This window comes from Streptomyces sp. NPDC021562 (genome assembly GCF_040640875.1).
Taxonomy (GTDB): domain Bacteria; phylum Actinomycetota; class Actinomycetes; order Streptomycetales; family Streptomycetaceae; genus Streptomyces.
The window spans coordinates 289,536-315,508 of record NZ_JBFACN010000002.1; the positions used below are offsets into that span (position 1 = coordinate 289,536).

21 protein-coding genes are annotated in these 25,973 nt (G+C 70.4%); 17 read left to right on the plus strand and 4 right to left on the minus strand.

All coding sequences use genetic code 11. From position 1 onward, the window contains the following. Positions 1-73: 73 nt before the first annotated feature. A complete protein-coding gene (locus AB0G52_RS03810; protein ID WP_132888402.1) occupies positions 74-667 on the plus strand; it encodes a TetR family transcriptional regulator in 594 nt (197 codons plus the stop codon). A gap of 20 nt (positions 668-687) precedes the next feature. On the opposite strand, the gene AB0G52_RS03815 is transcribed toward AB0G52_RS03810, so the two are convergent. Further along, positions 688-1,125, minus strand: a complete 438-nt coding sequence (locus tag AB0G52_RS03815; protein WP_361333360.1) for a MarR family transcriptional regulator — start codon at positions 1,123-1,125, stop codon at positions 688-690. A gap of 125 nt (positions 1,126-1,250) precedes the next feature. Here AB0G52_RS03815 and AB0G52_RS03820 point away from each other — a divergent pair, with 125 nt between their 5' ends. The 5 genes from AB0G52_RS03820 to AB0G52_RS03840 all read left to right on the plus strand — a co-directional run bounded on the left by AB0G52_RS03820 (position 1,251) and on the right by AB0G52_RS03840 (position 5,025). Then, on the plus strand, positions 1,251-2,108 hold the full coding sequence (locus AB0G52_RS03820; protein ID WP_361333363.1) for a hypothetical protein: 858 nt from the start codon (positions 1,251-1,253) through the stop codon (positions 2,106-2,108). Continuing rightward, the gene (locus AB0G52_RS03825) at positions 2,105-2,911 is read left to right on the plus strand and encodes an MBL fold metallo-hydrolase (protein ID WP_361333366.1); all 807 of its coding nucleotides are present in this window, start codon (positions 2,105-2,107) and stop codon (positions 2,909-2,911) included. Before AB0G52_RS03820 ends, AB0G52_RS03825 begins: the two co-directional genes overlap by 4 nt. 2 nt (positions 2,912-2,913) lie before the next feature. Then, on the plus strand, positions 2,914-3,324 hold the full coding sequence (locus AB0G52_RS03830; RefSeq protein ID WP_361333369.1) for a nuclear transport factor 2 family protein: 411 nt from the start codon (positions 2,914-2,916) through the stop codon (positions 3,322-3,324). Positions 3,325-3,359: 35 nt separating this feature from the next. Beyond that, positions 3,360-3,740 (plus strand): nuclear transport factor 2 family protein, encoded by a 381-nt coding sequence (locus AB0G52_RS03835; protein WP_361333372.1) that lies wholly within the window; start codon positions 3,360-3,362, stop codon positions 3,738-3,740. 133 nt (positions 3,741-3,873) lie between these two features. Next, on the plus strand, positions 3,874-5,025 hold the full coding sequence (locus AB0G52_RS03840) for an ABC transporter substrate-binding protein (protein ID WP_361333375.1): 1,152 nt from the start codon (positions 3,874-3,876) through the stop codon (positions 5,023-5,025). A gap of 157 nt (positions 5,026-5,182) precedes the next feature. Here the strand turns inward: AB0G52_RS03840 and AB0G52_RS03845 are convergent, their stop codons facing one another. Then, complete coding sequence (locus tag AB0G52_RS03845) at positions 5,183-5,947, minus strand: hypothetical protein (RefSeq protein WP_361333378.1); 765 nt, start codon at positions 5,945-5,947, stop codon at positions 5,183-5,185. Further along, positions 5,944-6,279: a TetR family transcriptional regulator gene (locus AB0G52_RS03850; protein ID WP_361333690.1), complete on the minus strand. Its 336-nt coding sequence runs from the start codon at positions 6,277-6,279 to the stop codon at positions 5,944-5,946. The genes AB0G52_RS03845 and AB0G52_RS03850 overlap by 4 nt, the downstream gene beginning before the upstream one ends. 117 nt (positions 6,280-6,396) lie before the next feature. Between AB0G52_RS03850 and AB0G52_RS03855 the strand changes: the two genes are divergently transcribed. Next, a complete protein-coding gene (locus AB0G52_RS03855) occupies positions 6,397-7,731 on the plus strand; it encodes an MFS transporter (protein ID WP_361333381.1) in 1,335 nt (444 codons plus the stop codon). A 485-nt stretch (positions 7,732-8,216) separates the two neighbouring features. Here AB0G52_RS03855 and AB0G52_RS03860 read toward each other — a convergent pair whose 3' ends face one another. After that, complete coding sequence (locus tag AB0G52_RS03860) at positions 8,217-9,215, minus strand: helix-turn-helix transcriptional regulator (protein ID WP_132888410.1); 999 nt, start codon at positions 9,213-9,215, stop codon at positions 8,217-8,219. 194 nt (positions 9,216-9,409) lie between these two features. Here AB0G52_RS03860 and AB0G52_RS03865 point away from each other — a divergent pair, with 194 nt between their 5' ends. The 10 genes from AB0G52_RS03865 (at position 9,410) to AB0G52_RS03910 (ending at position 25,968) form a co-directional block, all read left to right on the plus strand. Further along, positions 9,410-9,703 (plus strand): hypothetical protein, encoded by a 294-nt coding sequence (locus AB0G52_RS03865; RefSeq protein WP_132888411.1) that lies wholly within the window; start codon positions 9,410-9,412, stop codon positions 9,701-9,703. Between the two features lie 146 nt (positions 9,704-9,849). Further along, entirely contained in the window at positions 9,850-10,014 is a 165-nt protein-coding gene (locus AB0G52_RS03870) for a hypothetical protein (protein WP_361333384.1), read from the plus strand. Between the two features lie 41 nt (positions 10,015-10,055). Further along, on the plus strand, positions 10,056-11,096 hold the full coding sequence (locus tag AB0G52_RS03875; protein WP_165939319.1) for a ParB N-terminal domain-containing protein: 1,041 nt from the start codon (positions 10,056-10,058) through the stop codon (positions 11,094-11,096). Positions 11,097-11,321: 225 nt separating this feature from the next. Next, positions 11,322-11,615: a phosphopantetheine-binding protein gene (locus AB0G52_RS03880; protein ID WP_165939320.1), complete on the plus strand. Its 294-nt coding sequence runs from the start codon at positions 11,322-11,324 to the stop codon at positions 11,613-11,615. Next, a complete protein-coding gene (locus AB0G52_RS03885) occupies positions 11,612-12,370 on the plus strand; it encodes an alpha/beta fold hydrolase (protein WP_165939321.1) in 759 nt (252 codons plus the stop codon). The genes AB0G52_RS03880 and AB0G52_RS03885 overlap by 4 nt, the downstream gene beginning before the upstream one ends. After that, positions 12,367-13,143 carry a hypothetical protein gene (locus AB0G52_RS03890; protein WP_132888415.1) on the plus strand — a complete coding sequence of 259 codons (777 nt, stop codon included), beginning with the start codon at positions 12,367-12,369 and terminating at the stop codon, positions 13,141-13,143. The genes AB0G52_RS03885 and AB0G52_RS03890 overlap by 4 nt, the downstream gene beginning before the upstream one ends. Continuing rightward, a complete protein-coding gene (locus AB0G52_RS03895) occupies positions 13,140-14,918 on the plus strand; it encodes a non-ribosomal peptide synthetase (protein WP_132888416.1) in 1,779 nt (592 codons plus the stop codon). The genes AB0G52_RS03890 and AB0G52_RS03895 overlap by 4 nt, the downstream gene beginning before the upstream one ends. A 2-nt stretch (positions 14,919-14,920) precedes the next feature. Further along, the gene (locus AB0G52_RS03900) at positions 14,921-16,141 is read left to right on the plus strand and encodes a cytochrome P450 (protein ID WP_207921684.1); all 1,221 of its coding nucleotides are present in this window, start codon (positions 14,921-14,923) and stop codon (positions 16,139-16,141) included. 70 nt (positions 16,142-16,211) lie between these two features. Further along, positions 16,212-19,922: an amino acid adenylation domain-containing protein gene (locus AB0G52_RS03905; RefSeq protein WP_361333391.1), complete on the plus strand. Its 3,711-nt coding sequence runs from the start codon at positions 16,212-16,214 to the stop codon at positions 19,920-19,922. 85 nt (positions 19,923-20,007) lie between these two features. Then, complete coding sequence (locus tag AB0G52_RS03910) at positions 20,008-25,968, plus strand: amino acid adenylation domain-containing protein (protein WP_361333394.1); 5,961 nt, start codon at positions 20,008-20,010, stop codon at positions 25,966-25,968. The last annotated feature ends 5 nt before the right edge of the window (positions 25,969-25,973 follow it).

Genomic DNA, 25,973 nt, shown 5'->3' on the forward strand with positions numbered 1-25,973 from the left:
GCCTGGAGGGACCCATCTGGCTCGGACTAGCATCGGTGTCGTGGGAGATGCGAAGACGGCCCCGGCGGCCAACATGGCGGAGCGCAAGCGTCTGCTCGTGCGCAGCGAACTGGCGGAGGCAGCGGTCAAGCTGCTGGCCGACCAGGGATTCGAAGAGACGACGGTCGACCAGATCGTGGCCGCCGTGGGAATGTCACGCCGTACGTTCTCGCGCTACTTCGATTCCAAGGAAGACGTGATCGTGCACATGCTGGCGGAAGCCGGCGTGAAGTTGTGCGCGGAGCTGAACGCCCGGCCCGCCGACGAGCCGCCCGCGGTGGCGTTGCGTCGTGCCCTGTCGGTGTTCACCTCGATGAGCGTCGGCAATCCGGCCAAGATGCTGCGCGTGAGCAGGCTGATCCTCGACACCCCGGCCCTTCTGGCCCGCTTCCTGGAGCGGCAGTCCCAGTGGCAGGCCGAGATGACCGGCATCCTCGCCCTGCGGGCCGGACTGGACCCGGACGTCGACCTGCGTCCTGCCGTCGCTGCCGGCGTCGCCCTGACGGCCTTCCAAGCCGCCCTGCGCCGCTGGGTGGACAGCGACGGCAGCGAAAGCCTGGACGAGGTCGTCGATCAGGCTCTTGCCCTGGTGGGACCGGTGATCGAACTCGGAGTCGATGCGGGCTGACCGACATCAAGGACAGGAACTTACGCGTTCGCGTCGCGGAGCGTGCGCAGGATGCGCTCAAGGTGGCGGAGATCCTGGGCTGAGAGTGGTCCGGAGAGGTGGTTGCGCAGTTGGGAGACGTGGGCGGTCAGTGCGTGGTCGAGCGCCTGACCGCCCTTGTCGGTCAGTACGGCGAGTGCGGCTCGTCGGTCGGCAGGATCGGGGTCGCGGCGGATGAGTCCTTCCTTTTCCATGCGGTCGGCGAGCCGGGTGAAGCCGCCCGAGCTGAAGGACACGGCCTCTGCCAGGTCCGTCATGCGGAGCTGGTGGCCGGGGGTGCGGCCCAGTCGCAGCAGCACTTCGAACCAGGCGTGCGGTATATCGAGATCGCGGTTCACCAGGGGCTTGATACGGCTGTGGGCCTCCACGAAGAGACCGAAGAGTGTCACGTCGTCGTCGTTCAGCAGCTGCTCGTTCACTCCTCAAGGATGACAGAAGAGCATGAGCGGAAGAATCTGCCGTTGCAATATCTGCTGAGACAGATATATTGTCTGCGTCGGCAGATACTTCGCCGTGTCCACCCCGCAGATGTGGAGTCCGCCCCATGGGAAAGCGCGTCCTGGCCGCCTTCGGCGCCGTGGCCCCCACGGGCGGCGTCCTCGCGTCCGGCCTGTCTGCGCCACCCACTTCGGCGGACGCCGTCACCTCCTCCACCGCCGAGCGGACCGGCTCAAGCGAGGAGGCCCGGTTGCGGGAGCTGTCGACCACGTGGTGCTCGGCGGCCTGCCGGTACTGCACACCGGTCGGCTGGAAGACGGTCCACCCGCAGATCAAGGCGCTCACCGGCACTTACCGCTTCGACTACCTGAAGAAGCCGCTCGCCCAGCACCCGAGGTTCGTGCGGGGCACCCGGGATTCCGCCGACCCGGTGGGAACCGGCGACCACGTGGCGGACTTCGGCAGCGGCGACAGCGCCAGCGGTCTCCCGACGCTCACCCTGTCCCGCACGTCCCCCTGGGCGGCCTGGCCGCAGACCGGCGTCCCGCCTCAAGAACGCTCCGTACCAGCCCGCCGTCAGCCGTACCTGAGCCGGCTGCTCTCCAAGGACGTGCAGGAGCACGCAATCGGCACCTGGAGCGCCCGCACGGGCGTCGCCCCGCCCGCCGGCCGCAAGGGCATCTTCGACCACGCCACCATGAACCCGCCCGGCCTCGGCCCGTTCATGAGCGACGGAGCTGCCCTCGACCGTTGCAAGGCCCGCCTCAGCCTCTACATCGGCGATTCACACGGCGCCAACTCGTCCGACCCCACGTCCTCAGCCTCCACCCGTTCGACCAGCCGGGCACCCAAGGCTGAACCCCTGCTCGACACGGGCTGCCCGCCTCGACCCGGTTCACGTCGTACACCTTGCCGCGAGGCGATTTCCCCGATCATCACCCTTCACCCGAGGAAGCACGCATGAGCACTCTCTCCTTCAAAGTCCTCGATCTCGACTTCCCGGCCGGATCCAGGAACAAGACGGCCGCCCTCGTCACCGGCGAGAGCGAGGCCCTGCTGGTGGACGCGGCCTTCACCCGCGCCGACGGCCACCGTCTGGCCGCCGAGATCCTCGACTCCGGCAAGACGCTGACCACCGTCTTCGTCTCCCACGGCGACCCCGACTTCTACTTCGGCGCCGAGGTCATCGCCGACGCCTTCCCCGAGGCCGTCTTCGTCGCCACCCCGATCGTCATCGAGCACATCGCCCACTCGTACGAGGGCAAGCTCAAGGCCTGGGCCGCGCTCGGCCCGAACCTGCCCACCCGCCTGGTCGACCTGACCCCGCTCACCGGCGACCTCACCCTGGAGGGCCACCGCTTCGAGCTCAAGGGAGGCCCGGCCGGCCTGCCCGACCGCCACTACCTCTGGCAGGCCGAGTCCCGCGCCCTGCTCGGCGGTGTCCTGCTCTTCCAGCAGGAGCACGTCTGGGTCGCCGACACCCCCACCCCCGGCGACCGCGCCGCCTGGATCGACCTGCTCGACGAGATGGCCGCCCTCGACCCGCACCTGGTCGTCCCCGGCCACCGCCTCCCCGGCACCGCGGCCGACACCTCCGCCATCAGCGCCACCCGTGACTACCTGCTCGCCTTCGAGGAGGAGCTCGGCAAGGCCGCCGACGGCGCCGCGCTGAACGACGCCCTCGTCAACCGCTTCCCCGACCACGGCATGCTGATCGCCGCCCAGATCGGCTCGAAGGTCGCCAAGGGCGAGATGAAGTGGGGCTGACCATGAGCGAGTTCGCCACCTCCACCGCGCCCGCCGACGTCGTCCGCCGCCAGTACCTCGCCTCGGCCGCCGGTGACCTGGACGCCCTGCGCGCCACCCTCGCCCCCGACGTGGAATGGACCGAGATGGCCGGCTTCCCGCTGGCCGGGACCTACCGCACGCCCGACGGCGTCACCTCGAACGTCATGGAGCAGCTCGGCAAGGAGTGGGACGGCTGGACCGCCCACGACGACACCTACGTCGTCGACGGCGAGAACGTCGTCGTCCTCGCCCGCTACACCGCGACCAACAAGGCCACCGGCAAGCCGATCGACGCCCGCGTCGCCCACCACTTCGTCGTACGCGGCGGACTCATCGTCCGCTTCGAACAGTTCGTCGACACCGCACTCGTCCGCGACGCCATGGCCGACTGAGTCGTACCGCACCCACCGAGAGGCAGGAGACAGAGATGGCCGCTGCGGAGAACAAGGCACTCGTGACCGCCTTCTACGAGCAGGCGTTCAACGACTACCAGCCCGAGGCGGCCGCCACCGCGCACCTCGGCGAGAGCTACACCCAGCACAACCCCGAGGCGCAGGACGGCCCGGGTGCCTTCGTCGGCTATGTGCACTGGCTGCGCGGGCAGTTCCCCGACCTGCGCCTGGACATCAAGCGCGTGATCGCTGAAGGGGACTTGGTGGTCACCCACAGCAACCTGCACCTCAAGCCCGGCGACCGGGGCATGGCCGTCGCGGACTTCTGGCGCGTCGCCGACGGAAAGATCGTCGAGCACTGGGACGTGATCCAGGAGGTGCCCGAGAAGAGCGCCAACGACAACACCATGTTCTGACCCCACAGCAGCAGCACGGCACCCGTGCCGTACCCGGGCGCCGTGCTGCTCCGCCGCCGTGGTCCAGCCGCACCACACAGACAACCGAAACGCAAGAGAACAGAACAGAACGGACAGAGAGGCTCCCCCCACCATGACCAGCCTTCCCAGCCGACGCCGCCTGCTTGCCACCGGAGCGGGCGCCGCTCTCGGTCTCGGTGTCGCCAGCGCCTCCGTCACCCCCGCTCAGGCCGCCACCGGCCAAGCCTCTGCGGGGCGCGTGGCGACGGGCGGCGGCGAGGAGAAGCGGACTCTTGACGAGCTCTACCAGGCAGCCCTCGCGGAGGGCGGAAAGCTCGTGCTCTACGCCGGTGGTGACATCTCCAGCCAGGCGGACGGAATCCGCAACGGCTTCAAGGACCGGTTCCCGGGCATCGACCTGACAGTGGCCGTCGACTACAGCAAGTACCACGACGTCCGCGTCGACAACCAGTTCGCGACCGACACCCTGATACCCGACGTCGTACAGCTCCAGACCGTTCAGGACTTCGTGCGCTGGAAGGAGCAGGGCCGCCTGCTCGCCTACAAGCCAGCCGGTTTCTCCAAGCTCTACGCTCCCTTCAAGGACCCGCACGGCGCGTGGGTCGCCGTCCAGGTCAGTGCCTTCAGCTACATGTACGGTCCCGCCGCGGTCGGCTCCGACATCCCCAGCGGTCCGCTCGACCTGGCCGACGCCCGCTGGAAGGGGCAGATCGCCTCCTCCTACCCGCACGACGACGACGCGGTCCTCTACCTCTACACCCTCTACGTGGAGAAGTACGGGTGGGACTGGCTCGCTCGACTGGCCACCCAGGACCTTCAGTTCGCCCGCGGCAGCTACACCCCGAGCGCGGCCGTCACCAGCGGCCAGAAGGCCATCGGCATCGGCGGCTCCGGCGCGCCGCTGTCCACCGGGCCGGTCAAGTGGGTGCTGCCCGAGGAGGCGCCGTTCATGTCCTGGGGACAGCGGGCCGCCATCCTCAAGCAGGCCAAGAACCCCACCGCCGCCAAGCTGTACCTGAACTGGCGGCTCTCCGTCGAGCAGCAGAAGGCCGCCACCAACGGCTGGTCGGTCCGCACCGACGTCACCCCGCCGACCGGGCTGAAGCCCGTCTGGGAGTATCCCAACGGCAACCTCGACGGCTTCCCGCGCTTCATGGCCGACCGCGCGGCGATCGAGCGCTGGAAGCAGACCTTCGCCCTGTACTTCGGCGAGGTCAAGGGTGACCCGAGCCCCGGCTGGCTCGGACTGCACCCGGGGGCCTGACCGCCGACCGGTGCCGCCCGGCCCCGCACTCCCCGCGCGATGGGCCGGCGGCCCGGCAATTCCTGTCCGCCTTACAGGCGACGGACAGACTCAGCGACTCCGGCCCTGCCGCGGAACTGTGGATGGCGTAGCCAGGGCGATCACCTCTTGCACACCGTCATGGCTCTGGCCAGGCGGTGTTGCGGTGGCGCCTGGGCGGCTCCGATTGCCCCGCGGGACTGGGAGTGGGGTCGACGAGGGGCAGGTGGATGCCGCGGCCGAGGGTGTAGGCCTTGAGGGGGCACTGGGTCCGGTTGGCCTCGGCAGGGCGCATCACGCGGCGGTGACCTTCGGCGTCGGGCCGCTGCTTGGGCATGAAGAGGTAGGCCGCTCGGGCGCGGATGCGGTTGATCCAGGTCTGCTTGTCGATCTTCTCGTTGATCAGGTCCTTGGTGGCTTCCTTGAGCTCCTCGGGCATGGACGGGCAGTACCAGTTGCCCTCGACGAGTTCGGCGCCGGCGAAGCCGGCCTGGACGCCGAGCTGGCCCTTCGCGTAGTCGTAGACAGGTTCGTAGCTCGTGGCGCGGATGGGGAGCTGGAAGTTCTCCGGCTTCTGGTCGTTGTAGGCGCGGTCGCCTGCCAGGTAGCCGCGCGGGAGGCTGTCGTCGATCTGCTGGAGAGCCTCGACGGCGACGCGGCCGGGGCGGTGGCTGGGCTTGTCGACGGAGGAAGTCGCGCAGTTCGGCGTAGTGGGCGGCGAAGTCCACTCGCTCGTACAGGACATCGGACACGTGCTGAACGCCGAAGAATGCGCCCACACACCCCTGGCCAGAGTGGCCGGGGCGATGTCGCTGGGCACCTCTTCGGCGGCCTGCGCGCGGGTGATGAGGCCGGCGGCGATCAGTGACCGCTCGATCTGCAGGCGCGCACCGGCCCGGATCATGATGTCGCTACTGAACGCCTGCGCCACCGGGTCGAGGGGTGGCGAAGAACGTCTGGGGAGGCGTCAGTACCTGGGCAGCGACCTCTTCCAGAAGCGTCGGCCAGAGGCCGTAGTGCTCCCGCACGACGATGGCGGCCAGTGCCTCCTTGTTCCTTGTAATGGAAGTAGACCGCGCCCCTGGCCATCCCTGTGCGGTCGGCCACGTCCTGCAGCGTCACGGTGGGGAACCCGCGTTCGGCGAAGAGTTCCGCAGCGCTCTGGAGCAGTTGGGCCTTCGTCCGCCACGCCGTCGTCGGGGCCGACCCTGTGGGTGCTGCTAGGCTTACAGGCATGTTCCTCCTTCGTGCGTAGATCAAAGACTGCCTCCGCCTTAGTGCGGATCAAGGCCCTGCTGTCTTTGACCTGCCTTTGGCGCGCGTACGCGCGCCACGTTCGATGAGGAACGTCACATGTCTTCCCTTTCAGGGAATCCTTCGTATTCTACGGTGCTGCGTCAGCCATATGCGCTGCGGACCTTCGCTGCAGCCACAGCCGGCCGCTTCTCATATGGCATCGTCTTTCTGTCTCTGGTGGTGGCACTCAGCCAGACGGCCGGCTCTTACGCTTGGGCGGGAACAGCCGTAGCGTGTTTCGGGCTCAGCTCTTCTTTCCTGGCGCCACTGCGTGCCCGACTGCTCGACCGGCGAGGACCACGGCAGGTTCTGCCGGTCATGGCGACTGTCTATGGGGCCTTGCTCGCGACACTGGCAGTTGCAACCTGGGGTTCGGGTACATCGCCTTGGACACTGCTGGTCCTGACGCTCTCGGCGGGCGCCTGCGCACCTCCGCTCGGGCCGGTGATGCGGGCCCTGTGGAGTGACCTGATGCCTGACGAGCAACTACGGCAGCGTGCCTTCACCCTGGACACCGTTGTGGAGGAGCTGCTGTACGTGTTCGGTCCCATGGTGGCTGGGCTGTTCATCGCTTTCGGTAATCCGGCTCTTGGCGTGGGCTTCAGTGCCGTCCTGGTCCTGACCGGCACGCTCGCGCTGGTCGCCTCTCCTCTCCTGAGGAGCCAGGTTTCCGAAGCTTCAACGGACGAGCCGGATACAGAGCCGACAAGCGCCGACGGCGCCGCTGACCACAGCCCCGAGACCAGCTCAGACCAGGGGCCTCCGACAGGTGAGGAAGCGCGCGGCTGGGTTGAGCTGCTGGCCCCAGTCGTTGTGGCCGGGGGAGTCGGCATGGCATTGGGCGCCCTGGAACTACTGGTGGTGGCTTTCACAGAAAAGCACCACCACGTCGCGGCCGTGGCATGGATTCAAGCTGCTCTCTCAGTGGGCAGCGCCATCGGGGGCATGGCATACGGGTCTCGCAAGTGGCGTCTGCCCAGCAGGCAACGCCTACTTCTGCTGGCTTTCGCCCTGTCTATGGTGCTGGCAGCTGCAGGGACCATCTCCAGTCTCTACGTGCTGACCATCGTGGTCGGGTGCATCGGTCTATTCGTCGCGCCGGCCTTGTCGACGGCCTATCTTGTCGCGGATGAGTGCGCCACGGAGAAGACGCGCATCCAGGCTGGCACGTGGGTCAACAGCGCTTTCAACGCAGGTAATTCGGGTGGGACCACGACTGCGGGCCTTCTCCTGGGGCAGGTTCCTCTGTCCATGTGCTTCGTGGCAGCGGCGGCTCCCACCCTGGCTTCTACTGTCACGGCACTCGTGCGACCTCGGCAGACTGTTCAACCTGCTGTACCAACGAAGATCGCGTCCGGAGCTGCTGACATGCAAGCCCCGGATGCGCATTGACGTATGAGCGGATGGGGAGTCACCGCTTTCGGTGACTCCCCTGCCTTGCATCAGCAGCTTCGACGCTGGCCTGCACGGCGACCTCGCCGCGGTGACCACCGGATCGACCACCGACTGGAACTCCGGCCCGGTCGAAGGAGCAGTCATTTAAGGCGGCTTCTGCCATACCCCAAGTCAAGCCACCCGAGCCAGGTGCGTTCCTTGCGGACGATCAGCAGTGACCCCTTCGGCCAGCCGGTCAGGCAGTCGGCGACGGCGTCGATCTCGACGGCCCGCAGTTGCGGATCTCGCCGTCCGGCTGCCTTCAGGGCGGAACAGGCGCGGGACCTGCCGACGCGTACCGCGCGACCGGCTGGGCGGCTCCAGCTATCCGTCCGGGCAAGTTCAAAGTGTGATGGGATGCTATCCAAGTGATGATCGGGGCGACGGTGCGGGCGACGAGTTCAAGTGCTCGTCGCGCGCGGTTGTGCGGCCTTGGCGTTCCCTCACTCCTCGTCTTGCGACAGATAGCCTCGCTGCACCGCGCGCACCCCTGCCTGGAAGCGGCTGCGGGCGTCCAGACTGGAGATCACGGTGCTGGTCAGTCGGCGGGCGGTACGAACGGACACGCCCAGGTTCTTGGCGATGCTCTCATCGGTGCGGCCCTGGGCCATGAGATGCAGCGCTTCCTCCTGGGCGCGGGTCAGCCCGGTCGGGGTCGGCCGATGGGGCTCGCCCAGCGGGGACGCGTCCGCCCACACGCACTCGAACAAGGTGACCAGCATGGTGAGCAGACCGGGACCGCTGACGATGTAGGCGCCGGCCGCAGTGTCTCCCGCCTTGGCAGCGACCAGCGCGACACGCTGATCGATGATGATCATGCGGTTTGGGAGGCTGGGGGCCGTGCGTATGCGGGCTCCGCGTTCCTCCAGCCAACGGGCGTGATCCATGGTCGCGGTGTCCCTGCGTATGCTGTCGACGTAGACCGTCCTCATCTGCACTCCGCGTTCGAGCAGGAGCAGGTTCAGCGGCCGGGACGCCTTCATGTTCGCCGGAGTCTGAGGACCGCCCGGGGCGAACGTCAGGAACTCGTTCTGCACCTGGCTGTTGAGCATCTCCAGGTGGTCCCGGATGGCCTCGACGCCTTCGACGTACTGAAGGCCCAGTCCCGGTGCCAGGTCCTGAAGGTATGCGTAGTCAGCGATGAGTTCGGCGGCGGCCGCTCGCGTCGCCTCCAGACGCTGCTGCTGCGCGGCGATCTCCGCCTCTTGACGAGCCAGCAGGATCTGCATGGCGAGCGGTGGACTCACGGCACGCGATGGCGCACCGATCTCCTCGCTGACACGCACAAGGGTCAGTTCGGACAGGGTGTCCAGTGCCCCACGGACCGTATCGACCGGCATCGACAGCCGCTCGGCAGTTTCCACGACGCTGTCGTCCGGATGCGCCAACATGGAGCGGTAGACGGCCTCCAGCACGGGATCGAGACCCAGTTGGCCTGACATAGAAGAGCCCTTCCCCCATTGAGCAGTTTCCCGGCAGGTCGGTTTCGCGGAATAGTGGTCGATATCCGCTGCCCCGGTGAACCTAGCGTCAGTCTAACTACGGGCCACAAGCCCTGACCTGCGGGAAGGGAGGCGGACTCGGAGCTTTATCTGCGTAGGAAATGCCCTCTATCTCTCCCAAGGCCTAGGCTCTCATGTATTTGGTACATACCGAGTTGAACCATGCCAGTGGTGCGCCACTGACTGCCGCAGCGGCGCACGCCGTCGCTCAGGCGGATGGTGTCGAGCACGCCACTGTTCACCCCGACGCCCGGCCTCATCCCGTCCTCGCGCTGTACACGCGCGCCCGGTCGGCCGCCGACGCCGCCAGTGTGGCGACGCAGGCCTGGCATGCGGCCGCGGCGCGGGAGCGATGGGAGGACTGGACCATCATCAGCATCCGGGCCTATCAAATCGGACCCGCCGCGGAGGACCGGCACCCCTTGTGAAGAGCGGCCCCGACCACGCGCGGCGGACCCTTGTGGCCACTTCGGCCATGGCCACTTTGCCCGGCGCGATTCCTCTTCAGTGGGGCTGTGAGGCCGTTCAGAATCGTCGGCGACGGATCACTGAACGGTGTCAAGGAGGAAACATCATGCGCTTCGTCAACGCTATCGCCGTGGCTCTGGCCGGCATTACTGCCGCGCTCGTCTTCGGCTTCGCCGGTCAGGGCCACGCGGCGTCGGCCGACGCCCAAGTGAAGGCGGACGGTGCCACCGCACACGCGCTGATCACGCCCGGCGACTCCGGATGGCAGTGACCGGGACTCGTATCCGCTTGCGGCCCACAGGAGCAGTGGACATGAATTCTGGTCACCTTCCGCCCGTCGGGGCCGCGGACGCCCAGCGGCTGTTCCGGCTGCGCGACGATATCCTCGCGGCCCCACAGGTGGGCCACGTGAACGTGGCCCACCTGGTGGTCGGGGACAGCCCCCGGCTGGCGGGGGAGGACCCAGCCCATGTGCGGGTCCTGGCCGAGGTGGAGGACTCACTGCCCCCGCTGGTGGTGCACCGCGCGACGATGCGGGTCATCGACGGGATCGCCCGGCTGCGCGCCGCGACGGACAAGGGGCGCACAACTGTCGCGGTGCGGTTCTTCGACGGGACCGAGCAGGAGGCGGCCCTGCTCGCGGTCGCCCTGAACATCACGCACGGACGTCCCCTGACTCTGGAGGACCGGATCGCCGCTGCGTTGCGGATCTTCGTGTCCCACCCGCACTGGTCGGACCGCGCAGTAGCCGCCCTGGCGGGGCTGTCCGCCACGAAGGTGGCCACCCTGCGCCGGAACGGCGCTGGTGCTCGGGACGGCCGCCGGGTGGGCAAGGACGGGCGGATCCGTCCGGTGGACGCGGCTGCGGGTCGCGAGCGGGCCCAACTGCTGCTGGAGCGGAACCCAGGTGCGTCGATGCGGCAGATCGCCCGTGAGGCCGGCATCTCGGCGGCGACCGTCGCGGATGTGCGCGACCGGATGCGCCGGGGCGAGAGCGTCGTCCCGGTGGGCTGCTCCGGCAGGGGCCGGGAGCATACGACGGCACCGCAGCGTATCGTCTCGGTGCTTCCTGGGCGGCCCCTCAGGGAGGCGGACGAGCTGGCCCGGGCGGTGCACGCTCTGCAACGGGACCCGTCCCTGCGGCAGAGCGAGGAGGGGCGCTCGCTGTTGCGCATGCTCAGCGTCTGCGGAGTGTTCGCGCGCGACCGTGACAGCATCGCCGCCGCCTTGCCTCGGCACTGCCGGCCCCGGCTGGCCGAGCTGCTGCTGGACTGCGCCCAGATCTGTCAGGACTTCGCGGAGGAGCTGAGCAGCACGCCGGGGACCGCTCGACTGCATGCGGTGGGCAGTTGAGCGCCCACACCGACTCCGCGTCGACCCGCGCCGTCCGCCCGCCGACCCACGGTAGTCCCGCTTCGACCTCACGCTGATCACCATCGTTGACGAATAACAGGACCCTCGATAAATCTTTGGGAACTGGTTGTTCCCCGCGGTTTTCTGCGCGTCATCATCAGTTGATCTCCATGGGCGGACCGCAATTTGCGGCGCCATCCGAGTCCTTTTCCACTAGGGGTTTCCTTGTCTCGACCTGCTGAAATTCAGCCCGGATCGCGGGCGGACGGAAATGATTCCGAGATCGGGGTCGACGTGTTGATTCCGCAGATCACCGATGTTTTCCAGCGGCGACTCGACTCCGCGGAGCTCGGCCCGGACGACGATTTCTTCCACCACGGCGGATCGTCCTTCCTGGCGGCGCTGTGCACGTCGGACCTGCGGAAGAAAGGGGTGGTCCTGTCGATTCAGGACCTCTTCCTCGCCCCTTCCGCGAGGGCCTTGGCCGTCCGGGTGCAGCCGCTTCAGACGGCCCGGTGACCGTGTTCGAGAATCTCCTGTCCCGCCCGGCCGGGACATCTGCCGGGGGCCCGGAAGCAGCCGTGGACCTGGTGGCCTTCCCGTGCGCCGGGTCCGGGTCTGCCGGCTACCGCGGCTGGCGGGAGGCACTTCCGGCCAACTGGCGCTTCACCGTGGCCTGTCCGCCCGGCCGCGAGGTGAGCTACGGGCAGCCCTTCGCCAAGGACATGGCCCGCCTCGCCGACGACATGGCCACCGAACTGCGCGCCCGCCGCGCGGACGGCACCGGTGTTCCCCTGGTGCTCTTCGGCCACAGCATGGGCGGACTTCTTGCCCAACTGGTGGCACAGCGCATTCCCGCCGATGCCCTGGTCGTGGCCGCCTGCCCGCCCCCTGCGGGGCCTGCCTCGCTGGACGACGGCAGGCCCCTCGACCACGAGCAACTGCGGCGAGAGGTGGCCGCGATGCTCCAGGCCGTCTCGCCGATGGAGCCAGAGCTGCTGGCCGAGCTGGTCGACCTCACCGCACCGGTCCTGGCCGCCGACGTCGACCTCCTCGCCACCTACCAGGCCCCGGCCAACCCACTGTCCTGCGACATCTGGGCGCTGTACGGAAGCGACGACACCCTGGAGCCGCTGCCCTGGACAGCCGAGACGACAGCCGCCGCGCACGTCCGCGTCCTGACCGGTTCCCATTTCTTCGTTCAGGAGTCGCCGGGAACGGTCGTGGCCGAACTGCGCCACTGTCTGGCGCCGATCGCGGGAGGCCCGGCATGAGCGCCCCGGTGTTGCTGGTGTTCGACTACCCCGGGCGCCGCCCGGAGGCCCGGGTGTCGGACCTGCGGCTGGCCGACGCCGGGTACGACGTGCGCCAGCTCATGACCCCGCCGCTGCCGTGGGCCGCCTCCGCCGCGCAGTACGCGCACCAGGCCCTCGACACCGCCGCCGTCCCCGCGGGCGAGGTGCACGCCGTGCTGGGCTACTGCATGGCCGCCCCGCTCGCCCAGGAGGCCGCCGCCCGGATCGGCTGTCCTCGCGTGCTGCTGTTCGACGGCGAGCTGTCCACGCCGGACGCCGTGGCGGTCGAGTACTGCAAGCTGCTCACCTCCGTCGGAGCGGCGGCGACGCTGCCGCCCTGGTGGGACACGGCACTGCTGCAGGAACGCTCGGACCGGTTCCTCGGCCACGCCGAACAGCATCTGACGGAGGAGATTCGGCGCTCGCTGGCCGAACAGGCTGAGCCCGGTGAGGGCGAGGACGACGGTGACGACGCCCTTGCCCCGCTGGTCGGCAGCTTCCTCGACTGGCTGGCCTACCTGGTGGCGGCCTACCGCACCGATCACCCGGCGTGGGACAGCACGGTCGTCAACTTCTTGTCCCGGCAACAGCACGAGATCCCGGCCTGGCCCGGAGCCCGGGGCACCCGCTCGGTCCGCATCGACACGGCCCGCGACGACCTGCTGGCCAGCACCACGACTCGCCGCCACGTGCTGGAGACGCTCCGCGATTCACGGCACGGGCACGCACACCCCGAGGAAGGAGCGCAATGACGCACAGCAAGCCGGTGGCGCCGACGGCAAGCACCCTGACCGAGCTCTGGGCCCACGCGGTGGAGCGGCACCCTGGGGCGCCGGCGGTGCGGGACGACGACACCGCCCTGACCTACGCCGAACTCGACACCTACTCCGACGCCGTGGCCCACACCCTGATCGAGGCTGGCGTACGCCCGGAGGACCGGGTGGCACTCAGCCTTCGGCGCGGTACCGGCGTCTTCGCCGCGATGCTCGGGGTCTTGAAGGCGGGCGGCGCCTATGTGGCGGTCGACCCACGCTATCCCCGCGCCCGGCGCGACACGATGATCGAGGGCAGCGGCGCTCGGGTGGTGCTGGCCGAGCCCGAGTGGGCCGCCGAGATCCCGGCGGATGTCGTCCTGCCCCTCCCCGGGTTCGACCCGTCGGCCGCAGTCCCCCGGTCGGACGTGGCGGTGGGACCCCGCAACGCGGCCTGTGTGCTGTTCACCTCCGGCTCCTCGGGCCGGCCCAAGGCGACCGTCCTGGAGCACCGCGGCATTGTCGGGTTCGCTCGCAACGCGGCCCTGCCGGAGCTGACCGGCGAGGACCGCGTCGGCCAGATCTCCAGCCTGTCCTTCGACGCCTTCCACTTCGAGACCTGGTGCTCTCTCGCCCAAGGCGCGGAGATCGTCGTCCTGCCGGCCCTGCCCGACCTGCTCGCCTCCGACCTGCAGCGCACGCTGCGCCGGCTACGGGTGACGGCGATGCTCGTGCCGACCATGGCCGTCAACCACGTGGTTCGCGAGGACCGGGACGCGTTCGCGCCGCTGCGGATCCTGCACACCGGCGGGGACGCCATTCTCGCCGACACGTGTCGCGAGCTGCTGTCCGGCGACTTCACCGGCCGGCTGTTCAACCTCTACGGCCCGACCGAGGCGACGACGGCATGCTCCGCCTTCGAGGTGCGCGAGCTGGCCGAGGACGCGGACGGCGTCCCCATCGGGCAGGCCGTCGAGGGCGCCCGTCTGTACGTACTGGACGAGACGTTGCACCCGGTCGGTGCCGGTGAGACCGGTCAGCTCTTCGTCGGCGGCCACGGAGTGGCCCGTGGCTACTACGGGGACCCGGCGCTGACGGCCGAGAAGTTCCTGCCCGATCCCTTCCAGGCGGACGGCAGCCGCATGTACGCCACCGGCGATCTGGTACGCCGTCGTTCCGACGGCCAGCTGGAGTTCGTCGGACGCGCCGACCATCAGGTCAAGATTCGCGGCTACCGGGTCGAGCCCGGCGAGGTCGAGCGTCTGCTGGCCAGGCATTCGCAGGTGCGCGAGGTCGCGGTGCTGCCCGTGGGTGACGGCCAGGACCGCATCCTGGTCGCCTTCGTCGAACGGCGTGGCCCGCTGCTGCCGGACGCTGTACGGGTTTTCGCCGAGCACACCCTGCCGGACCACATGGTCCCCGCCAAGATCCTGGTCCTGCCGAAGATGCCCGCCACCGACAACGGCAAGCGTGACCGCGCCGCGCTCCTGGAGATCCTGGCGGCCGAGACGGCCCGCAGCCGCGACCACCAGCCGCCGGCCACCGAGAGCGAGCGCATCCTAGCCGCCATCTGGTCCGAGCTGCTCGCCGTGGAGAACGTTGGCGCTAACGACGACTTCTTCGCCCTGGGCGGCAACTCGATGCTGGCCTTCCGGGTGCGTCAGAAGGTCAAGCGGGAGACCGGAGCCCTGCTGGACTTCCGCGACATCCTGGAGCAGACGGTGCTGCGCGACGTCGCCCGGATTCTGGAACCCCGGCTGCGGGCGGCGGTGTGACGATGCCCGCCATCACGACCGTCGACCTCACCGACGTCGGGACGTTCGCCGCCGACCGGCACCACGAGGTCTTCCGCCGGCTGCGGGTCGAGGCGCCGGTGTACCGCAACCCCTCCGCGGACGGCGCCTGGTTCTGGGCGCTCACCCGGTACGAGGATGTTCTGGCCGCCTACCGTGACCACGACACCTTCAGCTCGGCGCACGGCGCCATCCTCGGCGGCTCCTTCCGCACCGGCGGCGACACCGCCTCTGGGGACATGCTCGTAGCCTCCGACCCGCCCCGGCACCGCCTGCTGCGGCGCGCCCTGCACCCGCCGTTCGGCCCGGCCATGGTCGAGCGTGTCACGGAGCAGGTTCGCCGTCTGGTCCGTGACGGCGTCCAGCGGATGCGCGCGGCAGGTGGCTGCGACATCGCCCTCGACTTCGCCCCGCTGCTGCCCATCGGGGCGCTGATGGCGCTGTTCGGCGTCGGAATCGACGACGCCCGGCACATCGTCGGCCTCACCCGGCGCATGGTCGGCTACCGCGATCCGGTCCTGTGCGACCAAAGCGGCGACGAACGGATCCGGCTTGCGCATGCCCAGAGCGAGATCTTCGAGTACTTCGCGGAGCTGCTGGAGGAGCGGCGTGACGCGGCCGAGCGGGACGACGCCATCGGCATGCTGCTGCGCGCCGAACTCAACGGCCGGCCTCTGGACGACGAGCAGATCCTCTACAACTGCATGAACATCGCCGTCGGCGGCAATGAGACCTCCTCGTACACCACCTGCACGGGTGTTCTCGCGCTGCTGGAGCATCCCGACGCCTGGCGGCGACTGCGGGCCGAGCCGGGGCTCCTGCCCTCGGCGCTGGAGGAGATCCTGCGCTGGAGCTCGACCAACGCCTACGTCCAGCGCGTCGCGGTGCGCGACACCAGGATCCGCGGCGTGGACATCGCCCGCGGGGACATCGTGACGCTGTGGAACGTCTCCGCGAACCGGGACGCCGACCAGTTCCCCGACCCGGACTGCTTCGACATCACCCGCAGTCCCAACCGGCATCTCTCCTTCGGCAGCGGCATCCACCGGTGCATCGGCGCTCCGGCCGGCACCGCTGAGCTGACCGAGGCGTTCTCCGCGCTGCTCGACAGCGGGCTGGACCTGCGCACCGCGGGCGCCCCGGTCCGGCTGCATTCCAACTTCATCCTCGGCTTCACGTCGCTGCCGGTCGAGATCGTGGCCTGACGACGGACCCGTACGTCCGCCCTGCGCCATCGGCGCCGCCGCGAGCCCACCACCTCCCTGGGGATCACACGTGTCTGACCAACCGTCCGCCGGTCCGCTCCGAGCGGTCCATGACCTTGTCCCGCCGCAGGACTGGGCGCAGGAGCTCAAGCGCTTCGCCGCTGAGAAGCTTCCCGCCTATCTGGTGCCCGACGTCGTCATGGTCGTCGACGACCTCCCGACGACCACCAACGGCAAGATCGACCGGAAGGCGCTCGCAGCCGTCGAGGTGCTGCCCGGTGCACCGACGGGACGGGCACCGCGCACCGAGCCGGAGAAGGCTCTGTGCGCCCTGTTCGCCGAGGTGCTCCAGCTGCCGGAAGTCGGCGTGGACACCGACTTCTTCGCGGTGGGCGGCAACTCACTGCTCGCGATGCGGCTGGTCTGGCGGGTCCGCACCCGCCTTGGATACGAGCTGAGCGTGCGGGAGGTGTTCGAGGCGCCCACGGTGGCGCTGCTCCTCCCGCGGCTCACCGTCAGCGGCGCACCCGCCCCGGCCCTGGAACGCCGGGCGGGCGAGGACTCCGTACCCCTCTCCCCGGCCCAGCGCCGGCTGTGGTTCCTCAACCGGCTCGACGGTGACTCGGCCGCGTACAACATCCCGCTGCCGCTGCGCCTGCGCGGTCGGCTCGACCACGACGCGCTGTGGGCGGCTCTGGCCGACGTGGTGGAACGGCACGAGGCGCTGCGCACCGTCTTCCCGGAGACCGCGGGCGAGCCCCGGCAGGTGGTGCTGGAGACCGCCGCAGCCCGCCCCCGGCCGGATTTGGTCCGGCTGGAAGCGGACCAACTGGCTGGCGAGCAGGCCCGGTTCGAGCGCCGCGGGTTCGATCTGCGCACCGATGCGCCGCTGCGCGCACGGCTGGTGTCCCTCGGCGAGGAGGAGCACATTCTGCTGCTCGTCGTCCACCACATAGCCTGCGACGGCTGGTCGCTGGCCCCCCTGGCACGTGACCTGGCCGCCGCCTACGCCGCACATGAGCGACACGAGACGGCCAGCCTCCCACCGCTCGCCGTGCAGTACCGCGACTTCACCCTCTGGCAGCGTGATCTGCTGGGCGACCCGGACGAACCCGGCAGCCTCATGTCCCGGCAGCTCGCCTTCTGGACCGAGGCCCTGGCTGGCCTGCCGGACCAGCTCGCCCTGCCCACGGACCGGCCCCGCCCGGCCCGCACCGGGTACCGCGGCGACACGGTCGACTTCTGTCTCGGCCCCGAACTCACCTCCGCTGTCGACCGGTTCGCCACCGAGACCGGTGCCAGCGCGTTCATGGTCGTCCAGGCGGCTCTGGCCGCCACCCTGGCCCGCCTGGGCGCCGGGCACGACATCGCCGTCGGCACCCCGGTCGCGGGGCGCGCCCACGAGGCCCTTGACGACCTGGTCGGGTTCTTCGCCAACACGCTCGTCCTGCGCGCCGACACATCCGGCGACCCTAGCTTCCGTGAACTGCTGTGCCGGGTAAGGGAGTTCGCCTTTCAGGCCTTCGCCCACCAGGACCTGCCGTTCGACGTCCTGGTCGAGGCCCTCAATCCGCGCCGCGACCCGGCCCACCACCCGCTCTTCCAGGTCATGCTTGTCTTCGAGAACAACACCCGCGTGCCGGCCAGCCTGTCCGGTCTTGAGGCGAGCCAGGAGCCCTCCCGACTCGGCGTGGCCCGCTTCGACCTCGTGTTCAACCTCACGCCGCCCACGACTCCGGGAGCGGGCGGTATGCGGGGCTTCGTGGAGTACGCCACCGACCTCTTCGACCGGGACACCGCCCGGCGGATCGCCGGATACCTGGTGGCGACGCTGGAACAGGCCCTCGCCGACCCCGAGCTGCCGCTCAGTCGGCTGGACGTGCGCTCCCCGGCCGAGCGGGCCCGGATCGAGACCTGGAACGCCACTGAACGTTCCGTCCCCATCGCTTCGCTGCCCGAACTCTTCGAGGCACAGGTGGCCCGTACCCCGGACCGGGCCGCGGTCGTCCACAGCACCGGGACGCTGACGTTCGCCGAACTCAACGCGCGGGCAAACCGGCTCGCCCGGCACCTGGTACGCCTCGGGGCGGGCCCCGAGAAGGTTGTGGCGCTGGCGCTGCCCCGCTCACCGGACGTGGTCGTGGCCCTATGGGCCGTACTGAAGACTGGCGCCGCCTATCTGCCGGTGGACCTGGACTACCCAGCCGCCCGTGTCCGGGCCATGCTGGAGGACGCCACTCCGCTCCTGGTGCTGACCAGCGTGCACACCACCGAGCGGCTCCCGGCGGGCGCGGCCCCGCTGTGCGTGGACGCCCCGGAGCTGGGCGAGCGGATCGTCGGCCTGGACGCCGCCGACCTCACCGACGCCGACCGCCGGGCCCCGCTGCGTCCCGGGCATCCCCTGTACGTCATCTACACCTCCGGCTCGACGGGCCGCCCCAAGGGCGTCGTCATGCCAGCCGCTCCGATCGTCAACCTCCTGGCCTGGCACGCCGAGGTCATGCCGGCCGAACCGGATTCGGTGACCGCCCAGTTCGCCTCGCTGAGCTTCGACCCCGCCGCCCAAGAGATCCTGTCGGCCGGCACCAGCGGAAAGACGCTCGCGGTGCCCGCCGAGGATGTGCGGCGCAGCCCCGCCGACCTGGCTCGGTGGCTGGAGGCCCACCACGTCACCGAGCTGTTCGCCCCAACCGCCCTGATCGAGCTGCTGTGCCAGGAGGCGTTGCGGCTGGGCCTGACCCTGCCCAGGCTCCGGCATGTGGCCCAGGGCGGTGAGGCGCTGGTGCTCAGCGACGCGGTGCGCGCCTTCTTCGACGCGGTACCGGGCCGGCGGCTGCACAACTACTACGGGCCCACCGAGACCCACGCGGCCACCGGGCACACTGTGGACCGGCCGGTGTCCGGGCAGCCTTCGCAGGTGTCCATCGGCGGCCCCATCTGGAACACGCAGATCCACCTCGTCGACGACGAACTGCGCCCGGTGCCCCTCGGTGTGCCGGGTGAGGTCTGCGTCGCGGGGGCCGCCGTGGCCCGCGGCTATCTCGACCGGCCCGCCGAGACGGCCCAGCGCTTCGTCCCCGACCCCTTCGGCCCACCAGGCAGCCGCATGTACCGCACTGGCGACCTGGCCCGGTGGCGGGCGGACGGACAGCTGGAGTACCTGGGCCGCAACGACTTCCAGGTCAAGATCCGCGGCTTCCGGATCGAGCCGGGAGAAGTGGAGGAGGTCCTGCGGCAGGCCCCGGCGGTGGCGCAGGCAGTGGTGACGGCCGCCGACGCCGAGTACGGGGGCAAGCATCTGATCGGGTACGTGGTCCCACGGCAGGGGCAGACCGCCGACCCCGCGTCGGTGCGGGCCTTCGTGGCCGAGCGACTGCCGGGGTACATGGTGCCAGCGGCGCTGGTGGTCCTGGACCGGCTGCCGGTCAATCCCAACGGCAAGGTGGACCGGCTCGCGCTGCCCGCGCCGTCCGGGCCGGTGTCGGCTGCGGCCCGGCCGCCGCGGACCGAGCGCGAGCGGGAGCTGTGCCGGATCACGGCCGCGCTGCTGGGCCTGCCGGAGGTCGGCGTCACCGACAACTTCTTCGAGATCGGCGGGCACTCCCTGCTGGTGACGCGGCTCATCGACGACGTGCGCCTGACCCTCGGCCTGGAGCTGCCCGTCCGGTCCTTCTTCGACGAACCGACCGTCGAGGGCGTGGCACGCCGTCTGGTGCCGGTGGCGCGGCAACGGCCTGTGCTGCGCCGCAGGACCGACCGCGAACGGCCGCACTCCGGCTGAGCCCGTCCCTCTCCCCCCGCCTGCCCCTGTCCGTATTTTCCCGCGCTCACATCGCGCCCCACTTGCTCGACGAAGGGTTTCTCCCATGGCAGAACAACGGTATGCGGCCGCGTTCGCGCAGCAGCGGCTGTGGCTGCTCCAGGCCCTGGAGCCGGAGGGCACGGCCTACCACCTGACCGAGGCCTTCCGCGTGTCGGGACCGCTGGACACCGAGGCGCTGGCCCGGGCGGCGCGGGAGTTGTGCAACCGGCACGAGGCGCTGCGCACCCGGTTCGAACAGGTCGACGGAGCGATCGTCCAGGTCGTCGCCGAGCCCGGCACCGGGCAGTCACGCCTGGGCTTCCACCACAGCACGCTGGGGGCGGCCGAGGGAGCCGAGCGGGAAACGGCCGTGGCCCGGTTCCACCGTGCCGTGCTCGACGAACCGTTCGACCTGCGCACCGGGCCGCTGATCCGGCTGCACGTCGCCGAGGCGGGCCCCGACGAGCACGTGGTCGCCGTCGCGGCACACCACATCGTGTGTGACGGCTGGTCGATGAGCGTGCTGCTGGGCGAGCTGGCGGCCCTCTACCGCGCCGCGGTTCTCGGCGGGCCCACGGGGCTGCCCGAGCCGGATCTCCAGTACACCGACTACGCCGCCTGGGAACGGGAGTGGCTCGACGAGGAACGCACCGAGGAGTGTCTGCGCCACTGGCGCCGGCACCTGGCCGGCGCCCCCACGGTGTTGAGCCTGCCAGCCGACCGGCCGCGGCGGGCGACGGGCTTTCCTGCATCCGGGGTACACGAGGTCGTCATCGACCCCACGGTCACCGAGCGCGTCCGCGCCCTGGCGGCCACCACCCGGTCCACACCGGGTGTCGTGCTGCTGGCCTCCTTCCACGCCTTCCTCGCCCGCGTCACCGGCGAGCGGGACATCCTCGTCGGCCACCCGGTGAGCGGCCGTACCCGGGCGGGCACCGAGTCCTTGGTCGGCATGCTGGTCAACACCCTTCCACTGCGCTGCGACCTGCGCGACGACCCGGCCTTCGGGGAGCTCGTGGAGCGCGTCCGAGCGAGCGTGCTGGACGGGCAGGAGTACGCGGAGCTGCCGTTCGAACGGATCGTGGAGGAGATCAACCCCGAGCGCACCCAGGGCGTCAACCCACTTGTCCAGGTGATGTTCCAGCTGCTCGACGAGGGATTCACCCCCGGTCTTGAGCTGACGGGCACGACCACCAACTCTCTGCACGCCGCCCAGCCCACCACGTTCTTCGACCTCGCCCTGGACATGTCTTGGCGGGGCGAGCAGCTGCACGCCTCCTTCAACTACAGTCGGGACCTGTTCGACCCGGACACGGTGGCCCACCTCGCGGACAGCTTCGCGGTCCTGCTGGCGGCCGCCACCGAGCACCCGGACACCCCGGTGCCGGAACTGCCGCTGCTCGACGACACCGCCAGGCACGATGTCCTGCACCGGCTCGGCCGGGGCCCCTGCGTCGACGTCCCCGCAGGTGCGACCGTACTGACCGCCCTCGCCGAGCGCATAGCTGAGCGGCCGGACGACCTCGCGGTGACCGACGGGCACCGCGAGCTGACCTACCGGCAGCTGGGCGAGGCCGCCGACGCGCTCGCCGCCGAGCTCACCGCCTGCGGGATCGCGCCCGGTGACCGGGTGGGTCTGCTGGTCACCAGGTCGGCCCTGCTGCCGGTGGGCGTCCTCGGGGTGCTGCGCGCCAAAGCGGTGCTGGTCCCGCTCGACCCGGCCAATCCGGTCGAGCGGCTGCGCGCGATGACCGACGAGGCAGCCCTGCGCCTGGTCATCACCGACAAGGCAGCCCACGAGCGGGCCGCGCGCCTGGGCCCGCCGCTGCTGGACCTGCACACCGTCCGCACGCGACCCGGACGCGCCGTCCCGCCGGCACCCGGCCCGGACGACGTGGCGTACATCGTGTTCACCTCTGGCTCCACGGCGACTCCCAAGGGTGTCGTGGTCCGGCACGGGGCGCTGGCGAACCTGTACCACTCCCACCGTGCCTCGCATTACGCGGCGATGGCGGCCACCGTGGCCGGCCGCAGGCTGCGCGTCGCCTACACCATGTCGGTGGCCTTCGACGCCAGCTGGGACCAGCTGCTGTGGATGGTCGACGGCCACGAACTGCACGTCGTCGACGATGACACGGCCCGCGACGCCGTCCAGCTGCTCGATGCGGTGCGCCAGCGGCGGATCGACGTCCTGGAGGCGACCCCGTCCTTCCTGGAACAGTTGGTCGGTCTCGGCCTGCTGGCCGGGGAGCACCCCGGGCCTCGGCTGTTCGTGCTGGGCGGCGAGGCCGTCCGCCCGTCGCTGTGGAACACCCTGGCCGCCGCGCCGGACGTCGTCGCGGTCAACATGTACGGCCCGACCGAGTTCACCGTTGACGCCCTGGTAGCCCCTATCGAGGGCGACGCGGGGCCGGTGATTGGTCGCCCGCTGGCCAACTGTGCGGTCGCGGTGCTTGACCCGGCGGGATGGCCGCTGCCGGTCGGGGTGATCGGCGAGATCTGCCTGTCCGGGCCGCAGCTGGCCGTCGGCTATCTCGACGACCCCGCACGCACCGCCGAACGCTTCGTCACCGATCCCTTCGAAGCGGTGCCGGGCGGCCGTATGTACCGCACCGGCGACCTGGGCCGGTTGCGCGCCGACGGCCAGGTGGAGTTCGTAGGGCGGCTCGACAGCCAGGTGAAGATCCGCGGCTACCGGGTGGACCCGGGGGAGGTCGAGTCGGCGCTCCTCGCCCACGAGGGGCTCCGGGACGCGGCCGTGGTGGCCCGGCCGGACGCCCACGGCCACATCCGCCTGGTCGGCTACGTGGTGGCCGCACCCGGGCTCGACCAGGCGGCCCTGCGCGACCACCTGGTCCGGCGGCTGCCCGACTACATGGTGCCGTCCGCCCTGGTGGAGGTGGACGAGATCCCCCGCAGCGTGAGCGGCAAGGCCGCCACCACCGCTCTGCCCGAGCCCGACGCCGCCGCGCTCGGGGCGGTCCGCTACGTCGCTCCGCTGCCGGGCGTGGAGGAGCGGCTCGCGACGATCTTCCAGGAGGTGCTGGGTCTGGACGGGGTGGGCCGATTCGACGACTTCTTCCAGCTCGGCGGCCATTCGCTCAGCGCCGTCCAGCTCATCTCCCGCATCCGTGGCCGGCTCGGTGCCGGTCTCTCCCTGCGGGCCCTGTTCGAGCGGCCCACAGTTGCCGGACTCGCCACTGCCCTGAGTACCGAGGGCGACCGGGAGCGGCTGATCGGCGCGCTCGGCACCAGAGAGCAGGCGGTGGCCTCCGCCGCCCAGCAACGGCTGTGGGTGCTGCAGCAGATCGCACCCGACAACACCGGTTACAACATGGTCGAGGCGGTCCGGCTGCGCGGACCGGTAGAGGTGGCCGCGCTGGCCTGCGCCGTGGAGACCATGGTGGCCCGGCACGACGTGCTGCGCAGCCGCTATGCGCTGGGCGAGCGGCAGCTGCTGGTCACCGTCGACCCGCGGTGGGGCCAGGAGGTGACCCTGAGGGACCTGTCCCGGCTGCCGTCCGCCGAGGCCCGGCGGCGCGCCGAGGAGTACGTCCAGGAGGTCGGCCGGCGTTCCTACGACCTGGAGAAGGGGCCGCTGTTCGAGGCCGCCGTGCTCACCCTGGGGCCGGACGATCACCTGCTGGTCCTCGGCGTGCACCACATCGTCTGCGACGGCTGGTCGGTGAAAGTGATGCTGTCCGAGATCGCCACCAACTACCGCGACCTGACGGCGGGCCGGACCCCCGCGATGCCCGCTCCCGCGCTGCAGTACCAGGACTACGCCGCCTGGGAGCGCGGCTCCGAGCACGCGGCACGGCTGGCCGCCGATCTGTCCTACTGGCAGGAGCAGTTGGCCGGCGCGCCCACCGAACTGGTGCTGCCGTGCGACCGGGAACGGCCCGAGGTGCACGGCGGGCGGGGCGCCACCGTCCGCTTCCGGATCTCCCCGCGGGACACCGCCGCGCTCACCGACCTGGCCCGCCGCCGTCGCACCACCCTGTTCACCACGCTGCTCGCCTCCTTCCAGGCGGTCCTCGCCCGCTGGACCGGACAGCAGGACCTGCTGGTCGGCGTGCCGGTGGCCGGCCGTACACGGGCCGAACTCGAAGGGCTCATAGGCCTGTTCGTCAACATCCTGCCGATTCGCGGCAGCCTCGACGAGACCCTGTCGTTCGACGCGTTCCTCAGCCAGGTGCACGACACCGTGCTCTCCGGCCACGCCCACCAGACAGCCCCGTTCGAGCAGATCGTGGAACGCCTCAACCCCACACGGGACCTGGGCCTGAACCCTCTGGTCCAGGTGACCTGCCAGCTGTTCGAGGACAGCGGCGCCGAGGCCCTGGACCTGCCGGGCGTCGACACGGAGTCGGTCCCCGTGGACGTGCCCAGCAGCCGCTTCGACCTCTCCCTGGACCTGACCCGCGACGGCGAGGGGCTGTCCGCCGAACTCTGCTACGACGCCGACCTGTACCGGCGCTCGACCATCACCGAACTGGCCGAGGCCTTCCAGGCCTTCGTCCACGGAGCCGGCCGCGACCCCGGCGCGACGATCGCACAGATCGCCCCGCTGGCCGGCGACCGTGCCGGGGACGCGGGGGAGTACGCCCGGGTGGCGGCCGCGCTGAAGGCGTACCCGCAGATCCAGGACGCCGTGGTGGTGGCCGGGACGGACACCGAGGGCAGGACGCGTCCCGTGGCCCACCTGGTGCCCGCGGACGACATCCGGGCCGACGACTTCGAGGCCTTCATGGACTCCTGGCGCTATGTCTTCGAGAGCACCTACGTCCCCGACCCGGACGGCGCGCCCGACGCCGCGCTCCAGGGCTGGACCGACAGCTTCACCGGCACCACCATCCCGCCCGAGCAGATGACGGAGTGGGTTGCGGGCACCGTGGACCGGATCCGGGCACTGCGTCCGCGTCGGCTGCTGGAGATCGGGGCCGGCACCGGCTTGCTGGTGGGGCCCCTGTGCCGAGAGGCCGGGTTGGAGCGGTACGTGGCCACCGACTACGCCGACTCGGCGGTCGAGATGCTCCGGCACGCCGCGACCGGCTCGGCGGGGCCGGTGGTGGTCGCCCAGGCCGAGGCGCCGGAGGCGATCGAGGCGGTCCCGGGCCCCCACGACACGGTCGTGCTCAACTCCGTGGTGCAGTACTTCCCGTCGCTCGCCTATCTGCGGCAGGTCGTCGAGCGGACGGTCGCCGGCATCGAGGACGGTGGCCACCTGTTCATCGGCGATGTGCGCAACGGCGTGCTGCTGGAAGCGTTCCTGAGCCTGCGCGAGCACCTGCGGCAGGGCCCGGGCGTGGATGCGCGGCAGGTCGCTGAGGCGGTCGGCCGGGCCCTGCGCACCGACACCGAACTGAGCGTGGACCCACGGTTCTTCACCGCGCTCGCGGTCGGGCGCGAGCGGATCACTGCGGTCGAAATCGCGCCCCGGCGGGGTCTTGCCGCCAACGAGATGGCGCTGTTCCGCTACGACGTCATCCTGCACGTCGGCTGTGCCGCCGAGACAGAAGACACCGACTGGGCGACTGAGGCGCCGGCCGACCCGGAGGTGATCGTGCGGCGGCTGGCTTACGACACCGGCGCGTTCGGATACCGGCGGGTCGCCAACGCCCGGCTGACCGAGGCGCTGCGGCTCCGCGACACCTACGGCCTCACACCCGAGAGCGCTGGCGGCCGCAGGGGACCGGGCCTGCACCCGGAGGACCTGTGGCGGCTGGGCGCCCGGCACGGCAGGACGACGCGGCTCGGCTGGGGGCACGGGGACGCCGACGGCACGCTGGAGGTTTCCTTCCTCGCGCCAGTAGCCCGCTCCCACTACACGCTGAGCGAACCGGTCACCACCGGCCCGGACACGCGGCAGCCCCCCGTGCGGGTGCTGGCCCCACAGCTGGAGCGGGCGCTGTCTGCCTCCCTGGAGCAGGAACTGCGCCGCAGCGGCCTGCCCGAGGAGTCGATTCCCGGCCGGTACGTCTACCACCTGGGCCCCCATCTCCCCCCGACCCCGTCCGCCTAGACCGG

Coding starts and splice junctions, on each gene's coding strand:
- AB0G52_RS03810 (WP_132888402.1), top strand. CDS start 74: ATGGCGGAGCGCAAGCGTCTGCTCGTGCGCAGCGAACTGGCGGAGGCA.
- AB0G52_RS03820 (WP_361333363.1), top strand. CDS start 1,251: ATGGGAAAGCGCGTCCTGGCCGCCTTCGGCGCCGTGGCCCCCACGGGC.
- AB0G52_RS03825 (WP_361333366.1), top strand. CDS start 2,105: ATGAGCACTCTCTCCTTCAAAGTCCTCGATCTCGACTTCCCGGCCGGA.
- AB0G52_RS03830 (WP_361333369.1), top strand. CDS start 2,914: ATGAGCGAGTTCGCCACCTCCACCGCGCCCGCCGACGTCGTCCGCCGC.
- AB0G52_RS03835 (WP_361333372.1), top strand. CDS start 3,360: ATGGCCGCTGCGGAGAACAAGGCACTCGTGACCGCCTTCTACGAGCAG.
- AB0G52_RS03840 (WP_361333375.1), top strand. CDS start 3,874: ATGACCAGCCTTCCCAGCCGACGCCGCCTGCTTGCCACCGGAGCGGGC.
- AB0G52_RS03845 (WP_361333378.1), bottom strand. CDS start 5,947: ATGATCCGGGCCGGTGCGCGCCTGCAGATCGAGCGGTCACTGATCGCC.
- AB0G52_RS03850 (WP_361333690.1), bottom strand. CDS start 6,279: ATGCCTGTAAGCCTAGCAGCACCCACAGGGTCGGCCCCGACGACGGCG.
- AB0G52_RS03855 (WP_361333381.1), top strand. CDS start 6,397: ATGTCTTCCCTTTCAGGGAATCCTTCGTATTCTACGGTGCTGCGTCAG.
- AB0G52_RS03860 (WP_132888410.1), bottom strand. CDS start 9,215: ATGTCAGGCCAACTGGGTCTCGATCCCGTGCTGGAGGCCGTCTACCGC.
- AB0G52_RS03865 (WP_132888411.1), top strand. CDS start 9,410: ATGTATTTGGTACATACCGAGTTGAACCATGCCAGTGGTGCGCCACTG.
- AB0G52_RS03870 (WP_361333384.1), top strand. CDS start 9,850: ATGCGCTTCGTCAACGCTATCGCCGTGGCTCTGGCCGGCATTACTGCC.
- AB0G52_RS03875 (WP_165939319.1), top strand. CDS start 10,056: ATGAATTCTGGTCACCTTCCGCCCGTCGGGGCCGCGGACGCCCAGCGG.
- AB0G52_RS03890 (WP_132888415.1), top strand. CDS start 12,367: ATGAGCGCCCCGGTGTTGCTGGTGTTCGACTACCCCGGGCGCCGCCCG.
- AB0G52_RS03895 (WP_132888416.1), top strand. CDS start 13,140: ATGACGCACAGCAAGCCGGTGGCGCCGACGGCAAGCACCCTGACCGAG.
- AB0G52_RS03900 (WP_207921684.1), top strand. CDS start 14,921: ATGCCCGCCATCACGACCGTCGACCTCACCGACGTCGGGACGTTCGCC.
- AB0G52_RS03910 (WP_361333394.1), top strand. CDS start 20,008: ATGGCAGAACAACGGTATGCGGCCGCGTTCGCGCAGCAGCGGCTGTGG.